The following is an 18,996-nucleotide window of genomic DNA, read 5'->3' on the forward strand; positions in this document are numbered from 1 at the left end:
ACGAATCGGCGACACTCGCGTACCGGTGTAGCCGATTCGTCTGTCACGGGAAGGACCACGTTCAGTGTCTCCGCAGGTCGATACCGTCGAGAACGCCACCGCGACGCCGGAGGTGGACCAGCCCTGGAAGGAACTCGGCCTCAAAGAGGACGAGTACGTCCGTATCCGTGAGATTCTCGGCCGTCGCCCGACCGACGCCGAGCTCGCGATGTACTCCGTGATGTGGAGCGAGCACTGCTCCTACAAGTCGTCGAAGGTGCACCTGCGCTACTTCGGCGAGACGACGACCGACGAGATGCGCTCGAACATGCTCGCGGGTATCGGCGAGAACGCCGGCGTCGTCGACATCGGCGACGGCTGGGCCGTCACCTTCAAGGTCGAGAGCCACAACCACCCGTCGTACGTCGAGCCCTACCAGGGCGCCGCGACGGGTGTCGGCGGCATCGTCCGCGACATCATGGCCATGGGCGCGCGCCCGATCGCCGTCATGGATCAGCTGCGCTTCGGCCGCGCCGACGCCCCCGACACCCGTCGTGTCGTCGACGGCGTCGTGCGCGGAGTCGGCGGCTACGGCAACTCGCTCGGCCTGCCGAACGTCGGCGGCGAGACCGTCTTCGACGAGTCCTACAACGGCAACCCGCTCGTCAACGCGCTGTGCGCGGGCGCGATGCGCGTCGAGGACCTGCACCTCGCGTTCGCGTCCGGCACCGGCAACAAGATCGTCCTGTTCGGCGCGCGCACGGGCCTCGACGGCATCGGCGGCGTCTCGGTGCTCGCCTCGGAGACTTTCGACGGTGACGAGGAGCGTGGCGACGACGAGGTCGGTGGCGCGCATCCGTCGAACAAGGGCCGCAAGAAGCTACCGTCCGTCCAGGTCGGCGACCCGTTCACCGAGAAGGTGCTCATCGAGTGCTGTCTCGACCTCTACCGCGAGAAGCTCGTCGTCGGCATCCAGGATCTCGGCGGCGCGGGACTGTCGTGCGCGACGTCCGAGCTCGCCGCCGCCGGTGACGGCGGCATGCACATCCGGCTCGACGAGGCGCCCACGCGCGCCGCGAACATGACGCCCGCCGAGGTGCTGTCGAGCGAGTCGCAGGAACGCATGTGCGCCGTCGTCACGCCCGAGAACGTCGACGAGTTCATGGCCGTGTGCAAGAAGTGGGACGTGCTCGCGACCGTCATCGGCGAGGTGACCGACGGCGAGCACCTCACGATCTCGTGGCACGGCGAGACCGTCGTCGACGTCCCGCCGCGCACCGTCGCTCACGAGGGCCCGGTGTACGAGCGGCCCGTCGCGCGCCCCGCGACCCAGGACGCCCTCGTCGCGAACACGACCGCGCAGCTCGCGCGGCCCGAGACCGCCGAGGAACTTCGCGCGACGCTGCTGAAGATGATCGCCTCGCCCGCGCTGTGCAGCCGCAAGTGGATCACCGAGCAGTACGACCGCTACGTGCGCGGCAACACCGTGCTCGCCGAGCACGCCGACTCCGGTGTCGTGCGGATCGACGAGGAGACCGGTCGCGGCATCGCGCTCGCGACCGACGCGTCCGGCCGCTACACCCAGCTCGACCCGTACCGCGGCGCGCAGCTGGCGCTCGCCGAGGCGTACCGCAACGTCGCGGTGACGGGCTCGACCCCGAAGGCCGTGAGCAACTGCCTCAACTTCGGGTCGCCCGAGGACCCTGGCGTCATGTGGCAGTTCCAGCAGGCCGTCCGCGGTCTCGCGGACGGCTGCGCGCAGCTCGGCATCCCCGTGACCGGCGGCAACGTCTCGTTCTACAACCAGACGGGCGCCACAGCGATCCATCCGACGCCGGTCGTCGCCGTGCTCGGCGTCATCGACGACGTGCATCGCCGCATCCCCACGGGCCTCGGCCTCGAGCCCGGCGAGACGCTGATCCTGCTCGGCGACACCCACGACGAGTTCGACGGCTCGATCTGGTCGCAGGTCGAGCACGGTCATCTCGGTGGCGTGCCGCCGCAGGTCGACCTCGAACGCGAGCGGCTGCTCGCCGACATCCTGCTCGCCGCCTCGCGCGACGGCCTCGTGTCGGCCGCACACGACCTCTCGGAGGGCGGCCTCGCGCAGGCCGTCGTCGAGGCCTCGCTCGCGGGGGAGACGGGCTGCCGGATCCTGCTGCCCGAGGGCGCCGACCCGTTCGTGACGCTGTTCTCGGAGTCGGCGGGCCGTGTGCTCGTGGCGGTGCCGCGCACCGAGGAGACCCGGTTCACCGGAATGTGCAGTGCCCGCGGGCTGCCGTGGGTCCGGATCGGCGTCGTCGACGAAGGCTCGGATTCGATCGAGGTTCAGGGGCACTTCGCCGTGACGCTCGCGGATCTGCGCGAGGCGCACGAGGGAACGCTTCCTGCATTGTTCGGGTGACGCTTGGGCGATCCCGAGACCGAGACGCCAGATCGGACGCGTGACGACCATCCGCGGCTGATCGATCCCGCACGGTTCCACGTCCCGCCGATCCTCGACGAGACGTGGGACTACCTGCGGCTCGACTACACCGGGATCGCCGTCGGGTCGCTGTTCTTCTGCTGGTCGCTCACGCCGTCGCTGCTGCCGCGCGACTGGCTGTTCCAGGGGCTGATCGGCGGCATCAATGCGGCGATCGGCTACACGCTCGGCACGATCATCGGCTGGGCGGTGAGCCGCTGGCTGCTGCGCGGCCGCAGCTGGTGGCCGTTGCCGCGGCCGTGGAACGGCGCGCTGCGCGTCTTCGTCGTCCTCACATCGGTGCTCGTGTCGCTCGTCATGCTCGTCTACGGCGCGGGCTGGCAACGCGAGATCGCGCGGCTGATGAACATGGACGAGACGACGACGTTCGCGTACATCCGCACGATCGCGATGAGCATGCTCGTTGCGGCGACGATCGTCGCCGCCTATCGCGTCCTGCGGGAGATCGCGCGGTGGATCGCGGGCCGGCTGATCCGGTTCGCGCACCTCTCGATGCGGACGTCGCTCACCATCGGGGTGTCGGTCGTCGTCATCGTTCTCGTGGCCCTCGTCAACGGCGTGCTCGTGCGCGGAACGTATTCGGCCGTCAACAACGCGTTCTCGCTCGAGAACGAGGGGACCAGCGAGGGCGTGCTCCAGCCGACGAGTCCGCTGCGGTCGGGCAGCGACGAGTCGTTCGCCGCGTGGGACACCCTCGGGCTGCAGGGCCGCAACTTCGTCTCGCGAGGTCTCGACGCACAGGAACTGCAGGCGTCGAGTGGCCGCCCCGCAGCCGAACCGATCCGCGTGTACGCGGGACTCGACACCGCCGAGGACCCCGACGAGCGGATGGACGTCGTCATCCGCGAACTCGAGCGGACCGGCGCGTTCACGCGATCGGTGCTCGTCGTCATCCCGACGACGGGGACCGGCTGGGTGAATCCGACGGCGGCGCAGGCGATCGAACTCGTCCACAACGGCGACAGCGCGCTGGTCGCGAGCCAGTACTCGTACCTGCCGAGCTGGATCTCGTTCGTCGCGGACCGGCAGAAGGCGATCGACGCGGGCAAACGTCTCGTCGACGCCGTCCACGCGCGCTGGCTGCAGGAACCGGAGGAGACGCGCCCGAAGCTGCTCGTCTACGGCGAGAGCCTCGGGACCCAGGCGGGGGAAGGCGCGTTCGACTCGCTCGAGGACATCCGCCGCACGGTCGACGGCGTGCTGTGGGTCGGCCCGCCCAACGCCAATCAGCTGTGGTCGTCGCTCGTCGCGCGCCGCGATCCGGGGACCCTCGAGGTCGATCCCGTGTATGCGGGCGGGCTCGTCGTCCGGTTCGCGAACGACCGGGAGGACATCGACGACACGACGCGCGAGTGGCTCTCGCCCCGCGTCCTCTACATCCAGCACGCGTCCGATCCCGTCGTCTGGTGGACGACGGACCTGCTGTTCGAAAGACCCGACTGGCTACAGGAGCCACCGGGCTCCGACCGCACTCCGTCGATGAAGTGGTTCCCGTTCGTGACGTTCTGGCAGGTGTCGGCAGACCTCGCCAACGCCGCGGGCGTTCCCGACGGGCACGGCCACAACTACGGCACACTGGTTCTGGACGGCTGGGTGGCGATCGCCCAGCCCGAGGGCTGGACGCCGCAGGACACCGAACGTGCGCGTGCGACCCTCGAGGACTACCGGCACAATTCGGGACCCGAGAAGTGACACTCACCGCAGTAGTGACACCCACCGCAGTACGGCATCCGCTCGACCTCCGGGCCGCGCTCGCTCTCGCGGCGGGTGCGGTCGGCTGGAACAATCTCGTCGTCCCGTCGCTCGGTCCGGGTCCGCGCGGACGGACCGCGATCAACGCGGCGACCGCGGGCGCGGTCGTCGCGGCGTGGCGGCTGCGCGGTCACGGCGCCACCGATCTCGGCCTCGCACGCGAGCAGGTCCGCAGCGGACTGACGCGGGGCGCCGCGGTCGCCGCCGTCCCGATCGCGGCGTACGCCACGATGCTCTCCGTCCCACCGCTGCGGCGTCGCCTCGCTCGCACCGACCGCAACGACGTCGCCGAGTGGCTGCTGGTCCACATCCCGCTCGGGACCGTTCTCGTCGAGGAACTCGTGTTCCGCGGCGCACTGCACGCGTCGTCGCGGGCACTGCCGCCCGCCGCGGGGATCGCATTGCACGCCGCGGCGTTCGGGCTCTGGCACGCACGCGGTGCGCACCGCGCGGGTGAGTCGGTCGTCGGGACGGTCGCGTTCACCGGTGCGTCGGCCGTCGTCTTCGACGTGCTCCGCCGCCGGACCGGCAGCGTCCTGGCGCCGGCGCTGCTGCATCTCGCCGTCAACGTCGGCGGTGCCGGAGCCGCCCTGTGGGCCGGCCGCGCCGCCGCGTGACGACGCCGCGCGCCTAGGATCGGCAGCCGTGCCTCGCAGGACCGTCGACCCCGCCCACACCCGCGCCGCGGTGCTCGCCGTCGCCGACTGGCTGCGTGGCGACGCCGACGAACCGCCCCGTGCCGCCGTCGCCGACGCCGTGCGGTCGACCGCACGCACCCTCGAACACGACGCGCCGGGATCGAGCGTCGAGGTCCGGGTGCCGCCGTTCGTCGCGGTGCAGTGCATCGAGGGACCGCGGCACACGCGGGGGACGCCCCCGAACGTCGTCGAGACGGATCCGCGGACGTGGCTCGAACTCGCCACGGGCATCACGACGTTCGACGCCGCCGAAGCGGCCGGACGGCTCACGGCGTCCGGTTCGCGCGCGGCCGAGGTCGCCCACTGGCTGCCCGTCGTCGCGTCGAGCTGACCGCCGTGCAGTGGCCCCGGTCACGCATGCCGCGCTCGGCCGCGTCCTCGGGGAACCGCGCCAGTCCGGTCCACGTAGAATCGGGGACGCACGCGACCGCCACCCATCGCGAGGGAGCTATTCGGTGACCGAGACCGGACCCGGATCCATCCACAACCGAAACCTCCTCGCACCGGATTCGGGGTGCGGGTCGGCCTGTGCGCCGTCCGCCGCGTCCGAGTGTCACGACGTCCCCGAGAACGAACCGCGCGAGGAGTGCGGCGTCTTCGGTGTGTGGGCGCCGGGCGAGGACGTCGCGAAACTCAGCTACTACGGCCTGTACGCGCTGCAGCACCGCGGCCAGGAGGCCGCCGGCATCGCGGTCGCCGACGGCTCGCAGGTCCTCGTGTTCAAGGACCTCGGTCTCGTGAGCCAGGTCTTCGACGAGCAGACCCTCGCCGCGATGCGCGGCCACGTCGCCGTCGGGCACTGCCGCTACTCCACGACGGGCTCGACGACGTGGGAGAACGCGCAGCCGATCTTCCGCACGACCGCCGCGGGCACGGGTATCGCGCTCGGTCACAACGGAAACCTCGTCAACACCGCCGAACTCGCGCAGCGCGCGCGGGATTCAGGCGTGACCAACGGCGCCGCGCCCGCCGCGACGTCCGACTCCGACATCGTCGGTGCGCTCCTCGCACACGGCGCCGCCGACCGGACCATCGAGCAGGCCGCGATGGATCTGCTGCCGACCCTCCGCGGCGCGTTCTGCCTCACCTTCATGGACGAGAACACGCTCTACGCGGCACGCGACCCGCACGGCGTCCGGCCGCTGTGTCTCGGGCGGCTCCACCGCGGCTGGGTCGTCGCGAGCGAGACGGCGGCACTCGACATCGTCGGCGCCGCGTTCGTCCGCGACATCGAACCGGGCGAGCTGCTCGCGATCGACGCCGACGGCGTGCGCTCGTCGCGGTTCGCGGCACCCGAGCCAAAGGGCTGCGTGTTCGAGTACGTCTATCTCGCACGGCCCGACAGCGTCATCTCGGGCCGTTCGGTGCACGGCACCCGCGTCGAGATCGGCCGCCGCCTCGCGAAGGAACACCCCGTCGACGGGGACCTCGTGATCCCCGTCCCCGAATCGGGTACGCCCGCCGCCGTCGGGTACGCGCAGGGCTCGGGGATCCCGTTCGGTCAGGGCCTGATGAAGAACGCGTACGTGGGCCGCACCTTCATTCAGCCGTCGCAGACCATCCGGCAGCTCGGCATCCGGCTCAAGCTCAATCCGCTGCGCGAGGTGATCCGCGGCAAGCGGCTCGTCGTCGTCGACGACTCGATCGTCCGCGGCAACACCCAGCGCGCCCTCATCCGGATGCTCCGCGAGGCCGGTGCCCTCGAGATCCACGTGCGCATCGCGTCGCCGCCCGTGAAGTGGCCGTGCTTCTACGGCATCGACTTCGCGTCGCCCGCCGAACTCATCGCGAACGGCGCGGGCGGATCGACGCCCGACGCCGCCGCGAGCTTCGACGAGATGATCGAGGGCGTGCGCCGCTCGATCGGCGCGGACTCGCTCGGCTACATCTCCATCGACGGCATGATCGGCGCCACCGAGCAGCCCGCGTCGCGGCTGTGCGCCGCGTGCTTCGACGGCGAGTACCCGATCGAACTGCCCGCCGAGACCCACATGGGCAAGAACGTGCTCGAGCACATGTTCGGCTCGACGCCGCCGCTCGGCGACACGAACGACAACGTCGACGCGCTCAGCCGCCCCTGACCGGAGCCTGTCTCCGCGGGAGCGGGCAGTCTGTGACGACCGTCGCTCGGGTACCGTGAGGAGGCCCGATACGACTCGACAGGCTGGAGCCGACACCCCATGACCGACGACCAGACAGGCCGCGCCGGCGCTTCGTACGCGGCTGCGGGTGTGGACATCGAGGCCGGCGACCGCGCCGTCGAGCTGTTCGCGCCGCTGGCCAAGAAGGCGGGCCGCCCCGAGGTCCTCGGTGGCCTCGGCGGATTCGCGGGACTGTTCGCGCTCAAGGGTGGCTACACCGAGCCCGTGCTCGCGGCGTCCACCGACGGCGTCGGCACCAAGCTCGCCGTCGCACAGGCCCTCGACAAGCACGACACCGTCGGCCTCGACCTCGTCGCGATGGTCGTCGACGACCTCGTCGTGTGCGGCGCCGAACCGCTGTTCCTGCAGGATTACATCGCCGTCGGCCGCGTCGTCCCCGAGCGCGTCGCCCAGATCGTCGGCGGCATCGCCCAGGGCTGCGTCGAGGCGGGCTGCGCGCTCCTCGGTGGCGAGACCGCCGAGCATCCCGGCGTCATGGCCGACGGCGACTACGACCTCTCGGCGACCGGTGTCGGTGTCGTCGAGGCCGAACGCATCCTCGGACCCGATCGCGTCCGTCCCGGCGACGTCGTCATCGCGATGGGATCGTCGGGCCTGCACTCGAACGGCTACTCCCTCGCCCGCCGCGTGCTCCTCGAGATCGACCACATGAACCTCGGCGCACACGTCGACGAGTTCGGCCGCACCCTCGGCGAGGAACTGCTCGAACCCACCCGGATCTACGCGAAGGACTGCCTCGCGCTCGCCGCCGAGACCGACGTGCGGACGTTCAGCCACGTCACGGGTGGCGGCCTCGCCGGAAACCTCGCGCGCGTCGTCCCCAAGGGGCTGTACGCCGAACTCGACCGCGGCACGTGGAGCCCCGCGCCGATCTTCGCGATGATCGCGCAGCGTGGCCGCGTCGAACGCGCCGAGATGGAGAAGACCTTCAACATGGGCGTCGGCATGGTCGCCGTCGTCGCACCCGAGGACGTCGACCGCGCGATGGCGGTGCTCACCGCGCGCCACGTCGACTCGTGGACCATCGGAACGATCAAGAAGGCACACGACGCGAACGACGAGCGCGCGCTGCTGGTGGGCGATCACCCGCGGTTCTGAGCGGCGGTCGCGGACACACGAACGCGAGAAAGAGGAGGAGCCCCGGCCGGGGCTCCTCCTCTTTCGTCGTCGTGCTCGTGCCGAGTTCTACTCGTGACGAGTGGTGCACCCCGATGTCGACGGGTGCACCTGTGACGGCGTCAGCGACGCCAGTCGTCCTCGTCGTCTCGCGAATCGTAGGTGTCGTCACGGTGCGAACCCGAGCTGCCCGAGAGCTCACGCTGCAGGCTGTCGAAGTCCGTGTTCGGGACGCTGTACTTCAGCTCGCGTGCAACCTTGGTCTGCTTTGCCTTAGCCCGGCCGCGGCCCATGGCTGACCCCCTCGCGCTTTCGCGGGGCAGCCTGGGGAATTTGGCGGCCCCGTGTGAATGTGTAAGTTCCTGCCACACACTCTAGCGTGGAATATCCGCGCGCGCTTCCATCCACCCCGCGCATGCTTGTTGATTTCATCTCACAGTCGTGTCGTTCCCGGTGAGCGGGCCGCGCTGCGCGCGAATCGCCGTCAGAGGATTCCCGGCACGGCGCGCACCGTGCCGACGCGGACGCCGCCGCCGAGAACGGGCCGCGACGCGAGGGCGGCGAGATCCTCGTCGCTCGATCCCAGGTGGCGCTCGGCGAGCGCGGCCGCGAGCGGCAGCCGCGCTCGCTCGCCGCCGTCGTCGATCTTGAACGCGAAGGCCGTCCCGTCGGCGAACGCGCCCGCGAAGACGCCGTCGGCGCCCGTCTTGCACACGAGACCGTCCACCGTGGACATCAGTGCCAGATCGTCGGCACCGGTCCCCGAAACGAGATAGGGATGGCGGCGCATCGCGTCGGCGACGGACGCCTCGGGGCTCGCGATCGGTGCCGACACGAGCCGCGCGAAGGACGCCGCGAGCTGAGCCAGGGTGAGCGGGACGATCGGCAGCCCGCAGCCGTCGATGCCGAGATCGGGTTCGTCCTCGCCGCCGAACTCGGCGAGCGCCTCGATCACCGCGAGCTGCATCGGGTGCGCGGGGTCGAGGTAGGACTCGAGCGGCCAGTCGTTGACGGCGCACGCGGCGAGCATCGCGGCGTGCTTGCCCGAGCACTCCATGTACGCGGGGGACGGGGGAGCGTCGGCCGCGATCGCGAGGGCCCGCTCGCGCTCGTTCGCCGGCAGGCTCGGGGGAGCGGCGATCGCGGCTTCGTCGATGCCGTGACGCGCGAGGATCGCGCGGACGTGCTGCAGGTGCGCGGGTTCGCCCGCGTGCGAGGCCGCCGCGATCGCGAGTTCCTCGGACGAGCCGGGAACGAAGCCGCTGCGCAGCGCCGCGACCGCCTGCCACGGCTTGTTGGTCGACCGCGGGAAGATCGGCGCATCGACCGAGCCCAGCGCCACCGTTCGCGCGCCACCCGGATCGAGCAGGACGAGCGACCCGCGGTGCACGCACTCCCGCGTCCCCGACCGCGTGACTTCGACGAGATCGGCGCTCATGCGAGTCCTTCCGCGTCGCGTGCGCGTTCGGCACGCGACAGATGGTGATCGATACGCTCGGTCGCGCTCGGCGACAGGTCCGGCACCGCCGCGAGGAGGGCTTCGAGCCGGTCCGGCTGCTCGCCGGTGAACACCTCGCGCACCGTCACGCCGTGATCCGGAACGTGGATGCGGCGCACCGCGTCGCCGGCGCGTACCGGCCCCGCCGTCACGACGCGCAGATACGCGCCGGTGTCGGCGCGCTCGGTGAAGCGCTTGACCCAGCGGCGCTCGCCCGTCCACGTCCCGAACGTCCCGCACGGGACACGCGGACCGGTGACCTCGAGAACGAGCTGCTCGCCGATCCGCCACCGCTCGCCGACGACCGCGTCCGTCGCCGTCACGGGCCCGGCGATGCGGAGGTTCTCACCGAACCAGCCGGGTGCGACGTCGCGGCCGAGTTCGCCGGCCCAGCGCTGCGCCTCGTCGTCGTGATACGCGTAGACGGCCTTGTGCTCACCGCCGTGGAACTCGGTGTCGCACACGTGATCGCCCGCGAGCCCCAGGAGCCCCACCTGGACGTCGCCGTCGACGGGGCGCTTGTCGATCGCGGTGCGCGGGGCACGCCGCGATCCGCTGTCGCGCTCGGTGTGCACGACGCACACGGCGACGACACGGCCGAGTGCCGTCACCGGCCCCGCAGCCGATCGATCGCGGCGCGGCCGGCCTGGACGCGGTCGTCGTCGGTGATCGACTCGGGATCGATCGAGACCGCGGCGCCGGCGGCGGTGAGTTCGGCGTCGGCGGGTACGGCACGCTTGACGAGCGCGAGCGCGATCGGGCCGTCGTCGTGATGGTCGATCACGGTGCCGACGCGGCCGACCGAGCGCGCGCCCGCGAGGACGTCGTCGCCCGGTACGGGACGGGCGTCGGCGCTGCCGTCGATGTGGAGCAGGACGAGCCGGCGCGGCGGCTTGCCGAGGTTGTGGACGCGCGCGACGGTCTCCTGGCCGCGATAGCAGCCCTTGTCGAGATGCACGGCGCCGAACTCGCCGGGCCCGCCGATGAGCCCGACCTCGTGGGGGATCGTGCGCTCGTCGGTGTCGACCCCGATGCGCGGTCGCAGCGCCGCGACGCGCAGCGCCTCGAACGTCCAGCTTCCGGCGGGCGTCGCCCCGGCCGCGGTCAGTGCGCGCCACGTCGCCGCCAGAGCGGCGCGGGGGATCACGAGATCGAACGACTGCTCGGCCGGCCACGGCATGCGGCGCACGAAGCCGCCCTGCAGGCCCGAGTCGGAGAGTTCGGGGCCTCCGGGCAGCGCCGTCGCCGCGTACGGGGCGGCGGGGACGGTCGCGCCGAGTTCGGTGAGGAGCTGCGGCGTCGTCGGACCGATCAGCGACAGCACGGCGTGATCGGGTGCGGCCCGCGTCTCGACCTTCGACCAGAAGACCATCTTGCTCAGGAAGTCGAGCAGCGCCGGGCCGCGCTCGGCCTCGGTGTCGAGCCACAGCGTCCCGTCCAGATCGGTGAGGACGAAGTGATGCTCGATGCGGCCGTTGAGGTCGAGGCTGAGATCCTCGGCACCCTCGCCGTCGCGGAGATTCGCGATGTGCTGGCTCGAGATCGTGTGCAGCCACGTGAGCCGCTCCGGACCCGTGATCGTCGCGACGAAGCGATGCGACCGGTCCACGACGACGGCGCTGCGCTCGGCCGCGCGACTCTCGCGGAAGGGGTCGCCGAAGTGCCAGGGAACCCCGGCATCGGGCGATTCGTCGTACGGCGTCGCGGCGCCCGGCTCGTCGAGGAGTGGGCTGCGCACGCGAGTCGTCTCCGGATCGGGCTGCGGGGTGTCGGCCACATCATGATTCGCCACGCCCCCATTCTAGGGACGACCTCCTTCCCGGTCCGGCGGCCGCGCGCAGGAGTGGCCGTCGCGGGCACGGGCAGCCGATACGCTGAAGCCATGAGCGATCGCGTGCTGGTGTCGTTGCGTGGCGAGGTTCTCGATCCGGATGCGCCCTTGCTGCGCGCCGACGACCTGGGAGTCGTTCGCGGCGACGGAGTCTTCGAGACGCTGCTGGTGCGAGGCGGGCGGCCGATGCAGACGGCCGCGCACCTCGAGCGGATGCAGCAGTCCGCGGCGATGCTCGATCTCGCCGTCCCGTCGGCGAAGGACTGGCTCGCGGCCATCGACGTCGCGGCGACGCAGTGGGGCGACACCGCCGAGGGTGCGATGCGGCTCGTGTGCACCCGCGGCCCGGAGAGCGGCGGCGATCCCACGGCCTTCGTGTCGGTGTCCGGCATCTCCGATCGGGTGCACGAGGCGCGGACCGAGGGCGTCACGGCGATCACGCTCACACGGGGCTTCTCGGTCGATCTCGCGGCTGCCGCACCGTGGCAGCTGCTGGGGGCGAAGACGCTCTCGTATGCGACCAACATGGCGGCGCTGCGCTACGCCGAGGAGCGGGGTGCTCGCGAGGTCGTCTTCGTCAGCAGCGAGGGCTTCGTGCTCGAAGGGCCGCGCTCGACCGTGGTCGTCTCGCGAGACGGCGTGCTCACGACGCCTCCTCCCGCGCAGGGGATTCTGCCCGGGACGACGCAGCGGGCGCTGTTCGCGCTCGCTGCCCGGCGCCGGGTGCGGTGCGAGTACGCGGCGATGCGGCCCGCCGATCTCATCACCGCCGACGGCGTGTGGCTCGTGTCGAGCGTGACCCTCGCGGCGCGCGTGCACACCCTCGACGGGCTGGTTCTGCCCGAAGTCGCCGACGGTGCGGCGTTCTCCGCGCTCGTCGACGACGCGATCGAGCAGGGCGAGCAGTTGCGCACGTCATAGTCCGCAGGTCTACTACGGAAAGTAGTAGAGGCGTTAGTCTTCCTGAATACGAAGAAGGCTGTCGATGATTCGGCCACGAAGCCGGAATCTCAGCAGTAACTTTGTGCCCAGGCAGCCGATGCGCCAGCCCACGACTCGGCCATGCCTGCAACGACGACGGGCCACGGTCGGAGCCGATAATGGACGCACTCGATGTCGCGCGGTGGCAGTTCGGGATCACCACGGTCTACCACTTCATCTTCGTTCCCCTGACCATCGGCCTCGCCCCGATGATCGCCGTGATGCAGACCATGTGGGTCGTCACGGGCAAAGAGCACTGGTATCGGCTCACGAAGTTCTTCGGCAAGTTCTTCCTCATCAACTTCGCGCTCGGCGTCGCGACCGGCATCGTCCAGGAGTTCCAGTTCGGGATGAACTGGTCCGAGTACTCGCGCTTCGTCGGCGACATTTTCGGCGCACCACTCGCCCTCGAAGGGCTCGTGGCGTTCTTCCTCGAATCGACCTTCATCGGCCTGTGGATCTTCGGCTGGGGCAAGCTGCCGAAACTCGTTCACCTGGCGACGATCTGGCTCGCCGCGATCGGTGTCAACGCGTCCGCGTACTTCATCATCGTCGCGAACTCCTTCATGCAGCATCCCGTCGGCGCCGTCTACAACGAGGAGAACGGCCGCGCCGAACTGGACAGCATCTGGACGCTGCTCACCAATCCCACGGCACTCGCCGCCTTCCCGCACGTCGTCGCGGGTGCATTCCTCACCGCCGGAACGTTCGTCGCCGGTATCGGCGGCTGGTGGATGGTGCGCCACATGCGCAAGGCGAAGGCGACGACCACCGCGCCCGAGGACGCCGAGTTCTCCGAGAACGAAGCGCGGCAGGTGTTCCGGCCCGCGACGCGGTTCGCGCTGCTCGTCATGCTGGTCTCGGGCATCGCCCTGGTCGTCACAGGCGACATCCAGGGCAAGCTCATGTTCCAGCAGCAGCCGATGAAGATGGCGTCCGCGGAATCGTTGTGCCACACCGAGACCGATCCGGACTTCTCGATCCTCACCATCGGCCGGCACAACAACTGCGAGAGCGTCGTCCATCTGCTCGAAGTGCCGTACGTGCTGCCGTATCTCGCGGAGGGCCGATTCACCGACGTCGAACTGCAGGGCGTCGAGGATCTCCAGGCCCAGTACGAGGAGCGGTTCGGCCCCGGCGACTACCGCCCGAATCTCTTCGTCACCTACTGGTCGTTCCGCGCGATGATCGGTCTCGCGGTGGGCTCGCTCGCGCTCGGCCTCGCAGGTCTGTGGGTGACACGCAAGGGCAGAGTGCCCGAGCAGTCGTGGTTCGGGAAACTCGCGATCGCCGCGATTCCGTTCCCCTTCCTCGCCAACATCGCGGGGTGGATCTTCACCGAGATGGGGCGCCAGCCCTGGGTCGTGCACCCGGCGCCGAACGGGGTCGACATGATCCGGCTGACGGTCGATCAGGGTGTGTCCGGTCATCCGGCGTGGACCGTGTGGATATCGCTCATCACGTTCACCGTCGTCTACGGCGCGCTCTTCGTCGTGTGGTTCTTCCTCATCAGACGCTATGCCGTTGCGGGGCCACAGGAATCGGACCGTCCGAAACCCGATCCGGGCGACGACGAGGGTCCGGCAGAGCACGAGACGCTGTCGTTCGCGTACTGACCGGCCGTCACCACTCGTACCGAAGAAGAGGATGTCGTCGTGGGACTTCAGGAACTGTGGTTCATCATCATCGCGTTTCTGTTCCTCGGGTACTTCGTGCTCGAAGGATTCGACTTCGGTGTGGGCATGCTGCTGCCGATCCTCGGCCGCAAGAGCAAGCCCGACGGGGAGGCCCGGCGCCGCGTCGTGCTCAACACGATCGGCCCGGTGTGGGACGGCAACGAGGTCTGGCTCATCACCGCGGGCGGTGCGCTGTTCGCGGCCTTCCCCGAGTGGTACGCCACATTGTTCTCGGGTTTCTATTTCCCGCTGCTTCTGATCCTCGTGGCGCTCATCCTGCGGATCTGCGCGATCGAGTGGCGCGGCAAGATCGACGACGACACGTGGCGGCAGCGCGCCGACATCGGTATCGCCATCGGTTCGTGGGCACCGGCGATTCTGTGGGGCGTCGCCTTCGCGAACATCGTCCAGGGCGTGGCGATCGACGCCGACCGGCAGGTCACGACGTCGCTGTGGGGGCTGCTCAACCCGTACGCGCTCCTGGGCGGGCTCACCTTCCTGCTGATATTCCTGCTCCACGGCGCTGTCTTCCTCGGCCTCAAGACGGCGGGCGAGGTTCGGGTCGACGCCCTCGCGTGGTCGCGCCGGCTCGCGATCCCCACCGTCGTGGTGGCGGCGGTGTTCGCGCTGTGGACCCAGCTCGCGCACGGCTCGGGATGGACGTGGGCGGCGGTCGTCGTCGCGGCGGTCTCGCTGATCTCGGTGGTGTGGTTCACGATTCGTGACAGCGAGGGATGGGCGTTCGTCTTCACGACCGTCGCGATCATCGCCGCGGGCGTGCTGCTCTTCGGTTCGCTCTTCCCCGACGTCATGCCGTCGACGACGAACCCGGAGTACAGCCTGACGATCCACAACACGTCGTCGAGCCACTACACGCTCGTCGTCATGACGTGGGCCGCCGTGTTCATCACCCCGATCGTCCTGCTGTACCAGGGCTGGACGTACTGGGTGTTTCGCCAGCGGATTTCGGCCGAGCAGATCCCGCCCTCCGTCGGGCTGCAGATGCGGAACTCGTGACGGCCTCGGCTCGTCGCGACGTGCCCGTGCGGGACGCGACGCCGCCATCGGACGACACCCCGCCGCCGCGCCCGCGCGAGCGCCGCGGACCCGTCGATCCCCGCCTGCTGCGCTGGTCACGTTCGGCGCGTGGCTATCTCGCGCTCGTCGTCGTGGTGTCGATCGTCGACACGGCAATGGTGATCGTCACCGCCGTTGTGATCGGGACGGTCCTCGGCGGGGCGATCACCGACCGCGAGGTCGATCTGGCGCACTGGGCGCCGTACCTCACGGCACTCGCCGTCGCCGTCGCGGTCCGGGTCGCCGCGAGCTGGGCGCGAACGGTTCGGCGAGCGCGCGGCGCACCGCACCGTCGCGGAGATCAAGGCCGAGGTGCTCGACTCCGCGACGTCGCTGCCGCCGAGATCGCTCGACCCTCGCCGCGACGACGTCGCCACCGTCCTCACCAGGGGACTCGACGCGCTCGGCCCCTATCTCACGGGCTATCTGCCCTCGCTCGTCCTCGCGTGCACGCTCACGCCGCTGACCTGGATCGTCATCCTCGTGCACGATCCGACGTCGGCGTGGATCGTGCTCGTGACGCTGCCGCTGATCCCCGTGTTCATGATCCTCATCGGGCTGCTCACGAAGGGCCGTTCGGTGCGCACGCTCGCGGCGATGACGACGCTCTCGTCGCGAATGCTGGATCTGCTCGCGGGCCTGCCGACGCTCCGGGCGCTGGGCCGAGAGCGCGGGCCGGACAAACGGGTTCGCGAACTCGGCGAGCACCACCGCACCACGACGATGTCGGCGTTGCGCATCGCTTTCCTCTCGTCGATGGTGCTCGAACTCCTCGCGACGTTGTCGGTCGCGCTCGTCGCCGTGAGCATCGGTCTCCGGCTCGTCTACGGGGGAATGGACCTCACTCCCGGGATCATCGCGCTCGTCCTCGCCCCGGAGGTGTATCTGCCGTTGCGCATGGTCGGTCAGCGATTCCACGCCGCGGAGGACGGGATCGCGGCCGCGAACCGCGCGTTCGGGATCATCGACGAGGCCCGCGCCGCTCCCCGCGTCCGTGACGCGGGGACCACCGCCGCTCCGCCGCGCGCGACGATCGTCCTGACCGACGTCGCGATCGCGACCCGTCACGGCTTCGCCCCCGACGGCGTGAGTGCCCGCCTGCGGCCCGGTCACATCACTGTCTTCACGGGTGCGAACGGATCGGGCAAGTCGACCGTCCTGCAAGCGATCCTGGGGCTCACCGAGCCGGACCGCGGGTCGGTCACGGTCGGCGGCGTCGCGCTCGCCGACCTCGATCGGGAGTCGTGGTGGCACGAGGTCGCCTGGCTGCCGCAGCGCCCCGCGCTCGTCCCCGGCACCGTCCGGGAGAACGTCGAGGCGATGGGCCCTGTCGACGATCTCGACAGCGCCGCGGCAGCAGCGGGTTTCGACGACGTGCTGCGGGAGTTGCCCGAGGGCTGGGACACGATGCTCGGCTCCGAGGGCGTCGGGCTCTCGCTCGGACAGCGGCAGCGGCTCGCGCTCACTCGTGTGCTGGCGTCACCGAAACAGGTTCTGTTGCTGGACGAACCGACCGCGCATCTCGACGACGAGTCGGAGCGCGTCGTGCTCGACGCGGTACGCGAGCGCGCGGCGCAGGGCCGCACGATCGTCCTCGTCGCGCACCGGCCGAGTCTCGTCGCGGTCGCGGACGTCGTCGTCGTGGTCCGCTCGACTGGTGACGAGAGCGACGGCGCCGAGAGCGACGGCGCCGAGAGCGACGGCGACGGGCAACCACACGGCCCGAACGGGCAGGAATCGCAGGGGGAGTCGTGGTGAGCACAGCGGTGGCCCGGGTCGAGCGCGCACCGCTGCGCCGCGCGCTCGCCCTCCTCGACCTCGAGCGCGGGGCCGTCGTGCGATCGGTGCTCGCCGGGGTCGCGACGCTCGGCAGTGCGCTCGCGCTCGCGGCACTGTCGGCGTGGCTCATCATGCGGGCGTGGGAGATGCCGCCCGTCCTCGACCTCACCGTGGCCGTGACTGCGGTGCGTGCGCTCGGTATCTCGCGCGGCCTGTTCCGCTATCTCGAACGGCTCAGTACCCACGACACCGCACTGCGGGGAACGACGGCCGCGCGCGCGAATCTCTATCGCCGACTCGCGGACGGCGATCCCGCTGCGGCGCTGGGAATCCGGCGCGGCGATCTGCTCGCACGGACGGGTGCGGACGTCGACGAACTCGGTGACGTCGTCGTGCGCGCGGTGATCCCGATCGCGGTGGCGGCCGTCATGGCGGTCCTGGCCGTCGGCGGTATCGCGCTGATCTCGCCCGTGGTTGCCCTGATACTCGCCGTCGCACTGGTGCTCTCGGGAGTCGTCGCGCCGTGGATGTCGGCGCGGGCCGCGCAGGTCGCCGACGACGCCGGTGTCCGTTCACGCGCCGCGTACAGCGACGCCGCCACCACGGCGCTCGATCACGCCGCCGAACTGCGGGTCGCGGGGCGGCTCGGCGATGCCGTCGCACTCGCAGGACGGGCGCAGGCTCAGGCCACGCGTGACCGCGACCGTGGGGCGACATGGTCCGCCCTCGCCGCCGCCGCGACCCCGCTCGCGATCGGGGCGAGCGTGATCGGGGCGCTGCTCGTCGGGCTCGGGCTGTACGGCACCGACCTCTCGCCGACCGGCTCGGGCGCCATGTCCCCGATGGCGCTCGGCATCCTCGTCCTGCTCCCGCTCTCGGCCTTCGAGGCGACCGCTGTGCTGCCCGACGCCGCCCGCACGCTCGGTCGGGCCCGCGGGTCCGCACGGCGGATCCTCGCGCTGCTGGACGACGCCGACCGGCCGCGCTCCGTCGGGCACGAGCCGTGGGACGGCCACGGCACGCTCGAGGCGCGAGGCCTCCGATCGGGCTGGCCGGCGGGCAGCGAGACGGCAGGCACCGCGGAACCCCGCACGACGGACCCGCTCGATCTCGACGTCGCTCCCGGCTCGCGCATCGTGCTCACCGGGCCCAGTGGCGCGGGCAAGACAACGGTACTCATGACGCTCGCGGGGCTGCTGCCGCCGGTCGCGGGCACCCTGACGGCGGGCGGGCGCGACGTCGCGACGATCGTGCCCGACGACATGCGCCGCGCCGTCGCGTTCTTCGCGGAGGACGCGCATCTCTTCGACACGAGCGTGCTCGAGAACCTGCGCGTCGTCCGCGGCGACGTGACGACGCACGAGGCGCGGGAGGTGCTGCGCCGCGTCGGACTCGCGGACTGGGTCGATGCGCTGCCCGACGGGCTCGACACGACGATCTCCGGCGCCCGCGCGGTCTCGGGCGGGCAGCGCCGCCGGTTGCTGCTCGCACGCGCCCTGCTCTCGCGGGCGCCGATCCTGCTGCTCGACGAGCCCACGGAACATCTCGACGCCGCGGACGGGGCGGACGTGTTGCGCAGGCTGCTCGCGCGCGACGCGGGGCTCGTGGGACCCGAGCGGGCGGTCGTCGTCGTGACGCATCAGCTTCCGCCCGGCACCGACGCCGACCGCGTGATCGAGGTGCGGCCGGCGGTCGCCGCGCACTCGGCCGAATAAATCCGTTGCCGCCGCTGCGCGTCGCGGGTACGTTCGGGAATTACACGAGGAAGGAGGTGGTCCCAGACATGAACGACTGTTGGACACGTGAGGTGGCTGCCAGCTAGCCGCCACCGCTGACGGCATTCACTGACCGCGCGAGCGGCTGGCGAATTCCAGGCAGCCACCCGGCCCCCGAGCCCGATCCGTCCACGATCGGCCCGCACTCGCCCCGACACGGGCGGTCGCGGGAACGGCTCGGGGGCCG

At 70.7% G+C, this 18,996-nt stretch carries 14 protein-coding genes and 1 pseudogene; 11 read left to right on the top strand and 4 right to left on the bottom strand.

Features of this window, described 5'->3' with window-relative positions; genetic code table 11:
* The first annotated feature begins 64 nt into the window (after nucleotides 1–64).
* The 6 genes from purL to purM all read left to right on the top strand — a co-directional run bounded on the left by purL (nucleotide 65) and on the right by purM (nucleotide 8,174).
* The gene (purL, locus tag RR1_RS11035) at nucleotides 65–2,383 is read left to right on the top strand and encodes a phosphoribosylformylglycinamidine synthase subunit PurL (RefSeq protein WP_010840220.1); all 2,319 of its coding nucleotides are present in this window, start codon (nucleotides 65–67) and stop codon (nucleotides 2,381–2,383) included.
* A 3-nt stretch (nucleotides 2,384–2,386) separates the two neighbouring features.
* Nucleotides 2,387–4,156 (top strand): alpha/beta hydrolase, encoded by a 1,770-nt coding sequence (locus RR1_RS11040; RefSeq protein ID WP_010840219.1) that lies wholly within the window; start codon nucleotides 2,387–2,389, stop codon nucleotides 4,154–4,156.
* A 14-nt stretch (nucleotides 4,157–4,170) separates the two neighbouring features.
* Nucleotides 4,171–4,833: a CPBP family intramembrane glutamic endopeptidase gene (locus tag RR1_RS11045; RefSeq protein WP_040775487.1), complete on the top strand. Its 663-nt coding sequence runs from the start codon at nucleotides 4,171–4,173 to the stop codon at nucleotides 4,831–4,833.
* A gap of 28 nt (nucleotides 4,834–4,861) precedes the next feature.
* Nucleotides 4,862–5,245: a sterol carrier family protein gene (locus tag RR1_RS11050; protein ID WP_010840217.1), complete on the top strand. Its 384-nt coding sequence runs from the start codon at nucleotides 4,862–4,864 to the stop codon at nucleotides 5,243–5,245.
* 124 nt (nucleotides 5,246–5,369) lie between these two features.
* On the top strand, nucleotides 5,370–6,995 hold the full coding sequence (gene purF / locus RR1_RS11055; protein WP_010840216.1) for an amidophosphoribosyltransferase: 1,626 nt from the start codon (nucleotides 5,370–5,372) through the stop codon (nucleotides 6,993–6,995).
* 99 nt (nucleotides 6,996–7,094) lie between these two features.
* Nucleotides 7,095–8,174, top strand: a complete 1,080-nt coding sequence (gene purM, locus RR1_RS11060) for a phosphoribosylformylglycinamidine cyclo-ligase (RefSeq protein ID WP_040775430.1) — start codon at nucleotides 7,095–7,097, stop codon at nucleotides 8,172–8,174.
* A gap of 140 nt (nucleotides 8,175–8,314) precedes the next feature.
* Here purM and RR1_RS11065 read toward each other — a convergent pair whose 3' ends face one another.
* From RR1_RS11065 to ygfZ, 4 genes are all read right to left on the bottom strand, one after another.
* Nucleotides 8,315–8,485, bottom strand: coding sequence for a DUF3073 domain-containing protein (locus RR1_RS11065; RefSeq protein ID WP_010840214.1), 171 nt, complete (start codon nucleotides 8,483–8,485; stop codon nucleotides 8,315–8,317).
* A gap of 191 nt (nucleotides 8,486–8,676) precedes the next feature.
* A complete protein-coding gene (locus tag RR1_RS11070) occupies nucleotides 8,677–9,630 on the bottom strand; it encodes an asparaginase (RefSeq protein ID WP_010840213.1) in 954 nt (317 codons plus the stop codon).
* Nucleotides 9,627–10,301: an MOSC domain-containing protein gene (locus RR1_RS11075; RefSeq protein ID WP_010840212.1), complete on the bottom strand. Its 675-nt coding sequence runs from the start codon at nucleotides 10,299–10,301 to the stop codon at nucleotides 9,627–9,629. The genes RR1_RS11070 and RR1_RS11075 overlap by 4 nt, the downstream gene beginning before the upstream one ends.
* Nucleotides 10,298–11,467 carry a CAF17-like 4Fe-4S cluster assembly/insertion protein YgfZ gene (ygfZ, locus tag RR1_RS11080; protein ID WP_010840211.1) on the bottom strand — a complete coding sequence of 390 codons (1,170 nt, stop codon included), beginning with the start codon at nucleotides 11,465–11,467 and terminating at the stop codon, nucleotides 10,298–10,300. Before ygfZ ends, RR1_RS11075 begins: the two co-directional genes overlap by 4 nt.
* Nucleotides 11,468–11,572: 105 nt before the next feature.
* Between ygfZ and RR1_RS11085 the strand changes: the two genes are divergently transcribed.
* The 5 genes and pseudogenes from RR1_RS11085 to cydC all read left to right on the top strand — a co-directional run bounded on the left by RR1_RS11085 (nucleotide 11,573) and on the right by cydC (nucleotide 18,749).
* Complete coding sequence (locus tag RR1_RS11085; protein WP_010840210.1) at nucleotides 11,573–12,442, top strand: aminodeoxychorismate lyase; 870 nt, start codon at nucleotides 11,573–11,575, stop codon at nucleotides 12,440–12,442.
* A gap of 179 nt (nucleotides 12,443–12,621) precedes the next feature.
* Nucleotides 12,622–14,118, top strand: coding sequence for a cytochrome ubiquinol oxidase subunit I (locus tag RR1_RS11090; RefSeq protein ID WP_010840208.1), 1,497 nt, complete (start codon nucleotides 12,622–12,624; stop codon nucleotides 14,116–14,118).
* A gap of 39 nt (nucleotides 14,119–14,157) precedes the next feature.
* Entirely contained in the window at nucleotides 14,158–15,195 is a 1,038-nt protein-coding gene (gene cydB / locus RR1_RS11095) for a cytochrome d ubiquinol oxidase subunit II (RefSeq protein ID WP_010840207.1), read from the top strand.
* A gap of 26 nt (nucleotides 15,196–15,221) precedes the next feature.
* Nucleotides 15,222–16,908 (top strand): annotated as a pseudogene (cydD, locus tag RR1_RS11105) (thiol reductant ABC exporter subunit CydD); the annotation flags it as partial.
* 101 nt (nucleotides 16,909–17,009) lie between these two features.
* Entirely contained in the window at nucleotides 17,010–18,749 is a 1,740-nt protein-coding gene (gene cydC / locus RR1_RS11110; protein WP_238559093.1) for a thiol reductant ABC exporter subunit CydC, read from the top strand.
* The last annotated feature ends 247 nt before the right edge of the window (nucleotides 18,750–18,996 follow it).

It is taken from the genome of Rhodococcus rhodnii NBRC 100604 (assembly GCF_001894925.1).
Classification (GTDB): domain Bacteria; phylum Actinomycetota; class Actinomycetes; order Mycobacteriales; family Mycobacteriaceae; genus Rhodococcus_F; species Rhodococcus_F rhodnii.

Excerpts from the sequence above, each read along its gene's own strand:
- purM (WP_040775430.1), top strand. The coding sequence starts at position 7,095 with ATGACCGACGACCAGACAGGCCGCGCCGGCGCTTCGTACGCGGCTGCG.
- RR1_RS11065 (WP_010840214.1), bottom strand. The coding sequence starts at position 8,485 with ATGGGCCGCGGCCGGGCTAAGGCAAAGCAGACCAAGGTTGCACGCGAG.
- RR1_RS11070 (WP_010840213.1), bottom strand. The coding sequence starts at position 9,630 with ATGAGCGCCGATCTCGTCGAAGTCACGCGGTCGGGGACGCGGGAGTGC.
- RR1_RS11085 (WP_010840210.1), top strand. The coding sequence starts at position 11,573 with ATGAGCGATCGCGTGCTGGTGTCGTTGCGTGGCGAGGTTCTCGATCCG.
- RR1_RS11090 (WP_010840208.1), top strand. The coding sequence starts at position 12,622 with ATGGACGCACTCGATGTCGCGCGGTGGCAGTTCGGGATCACCACGGTC.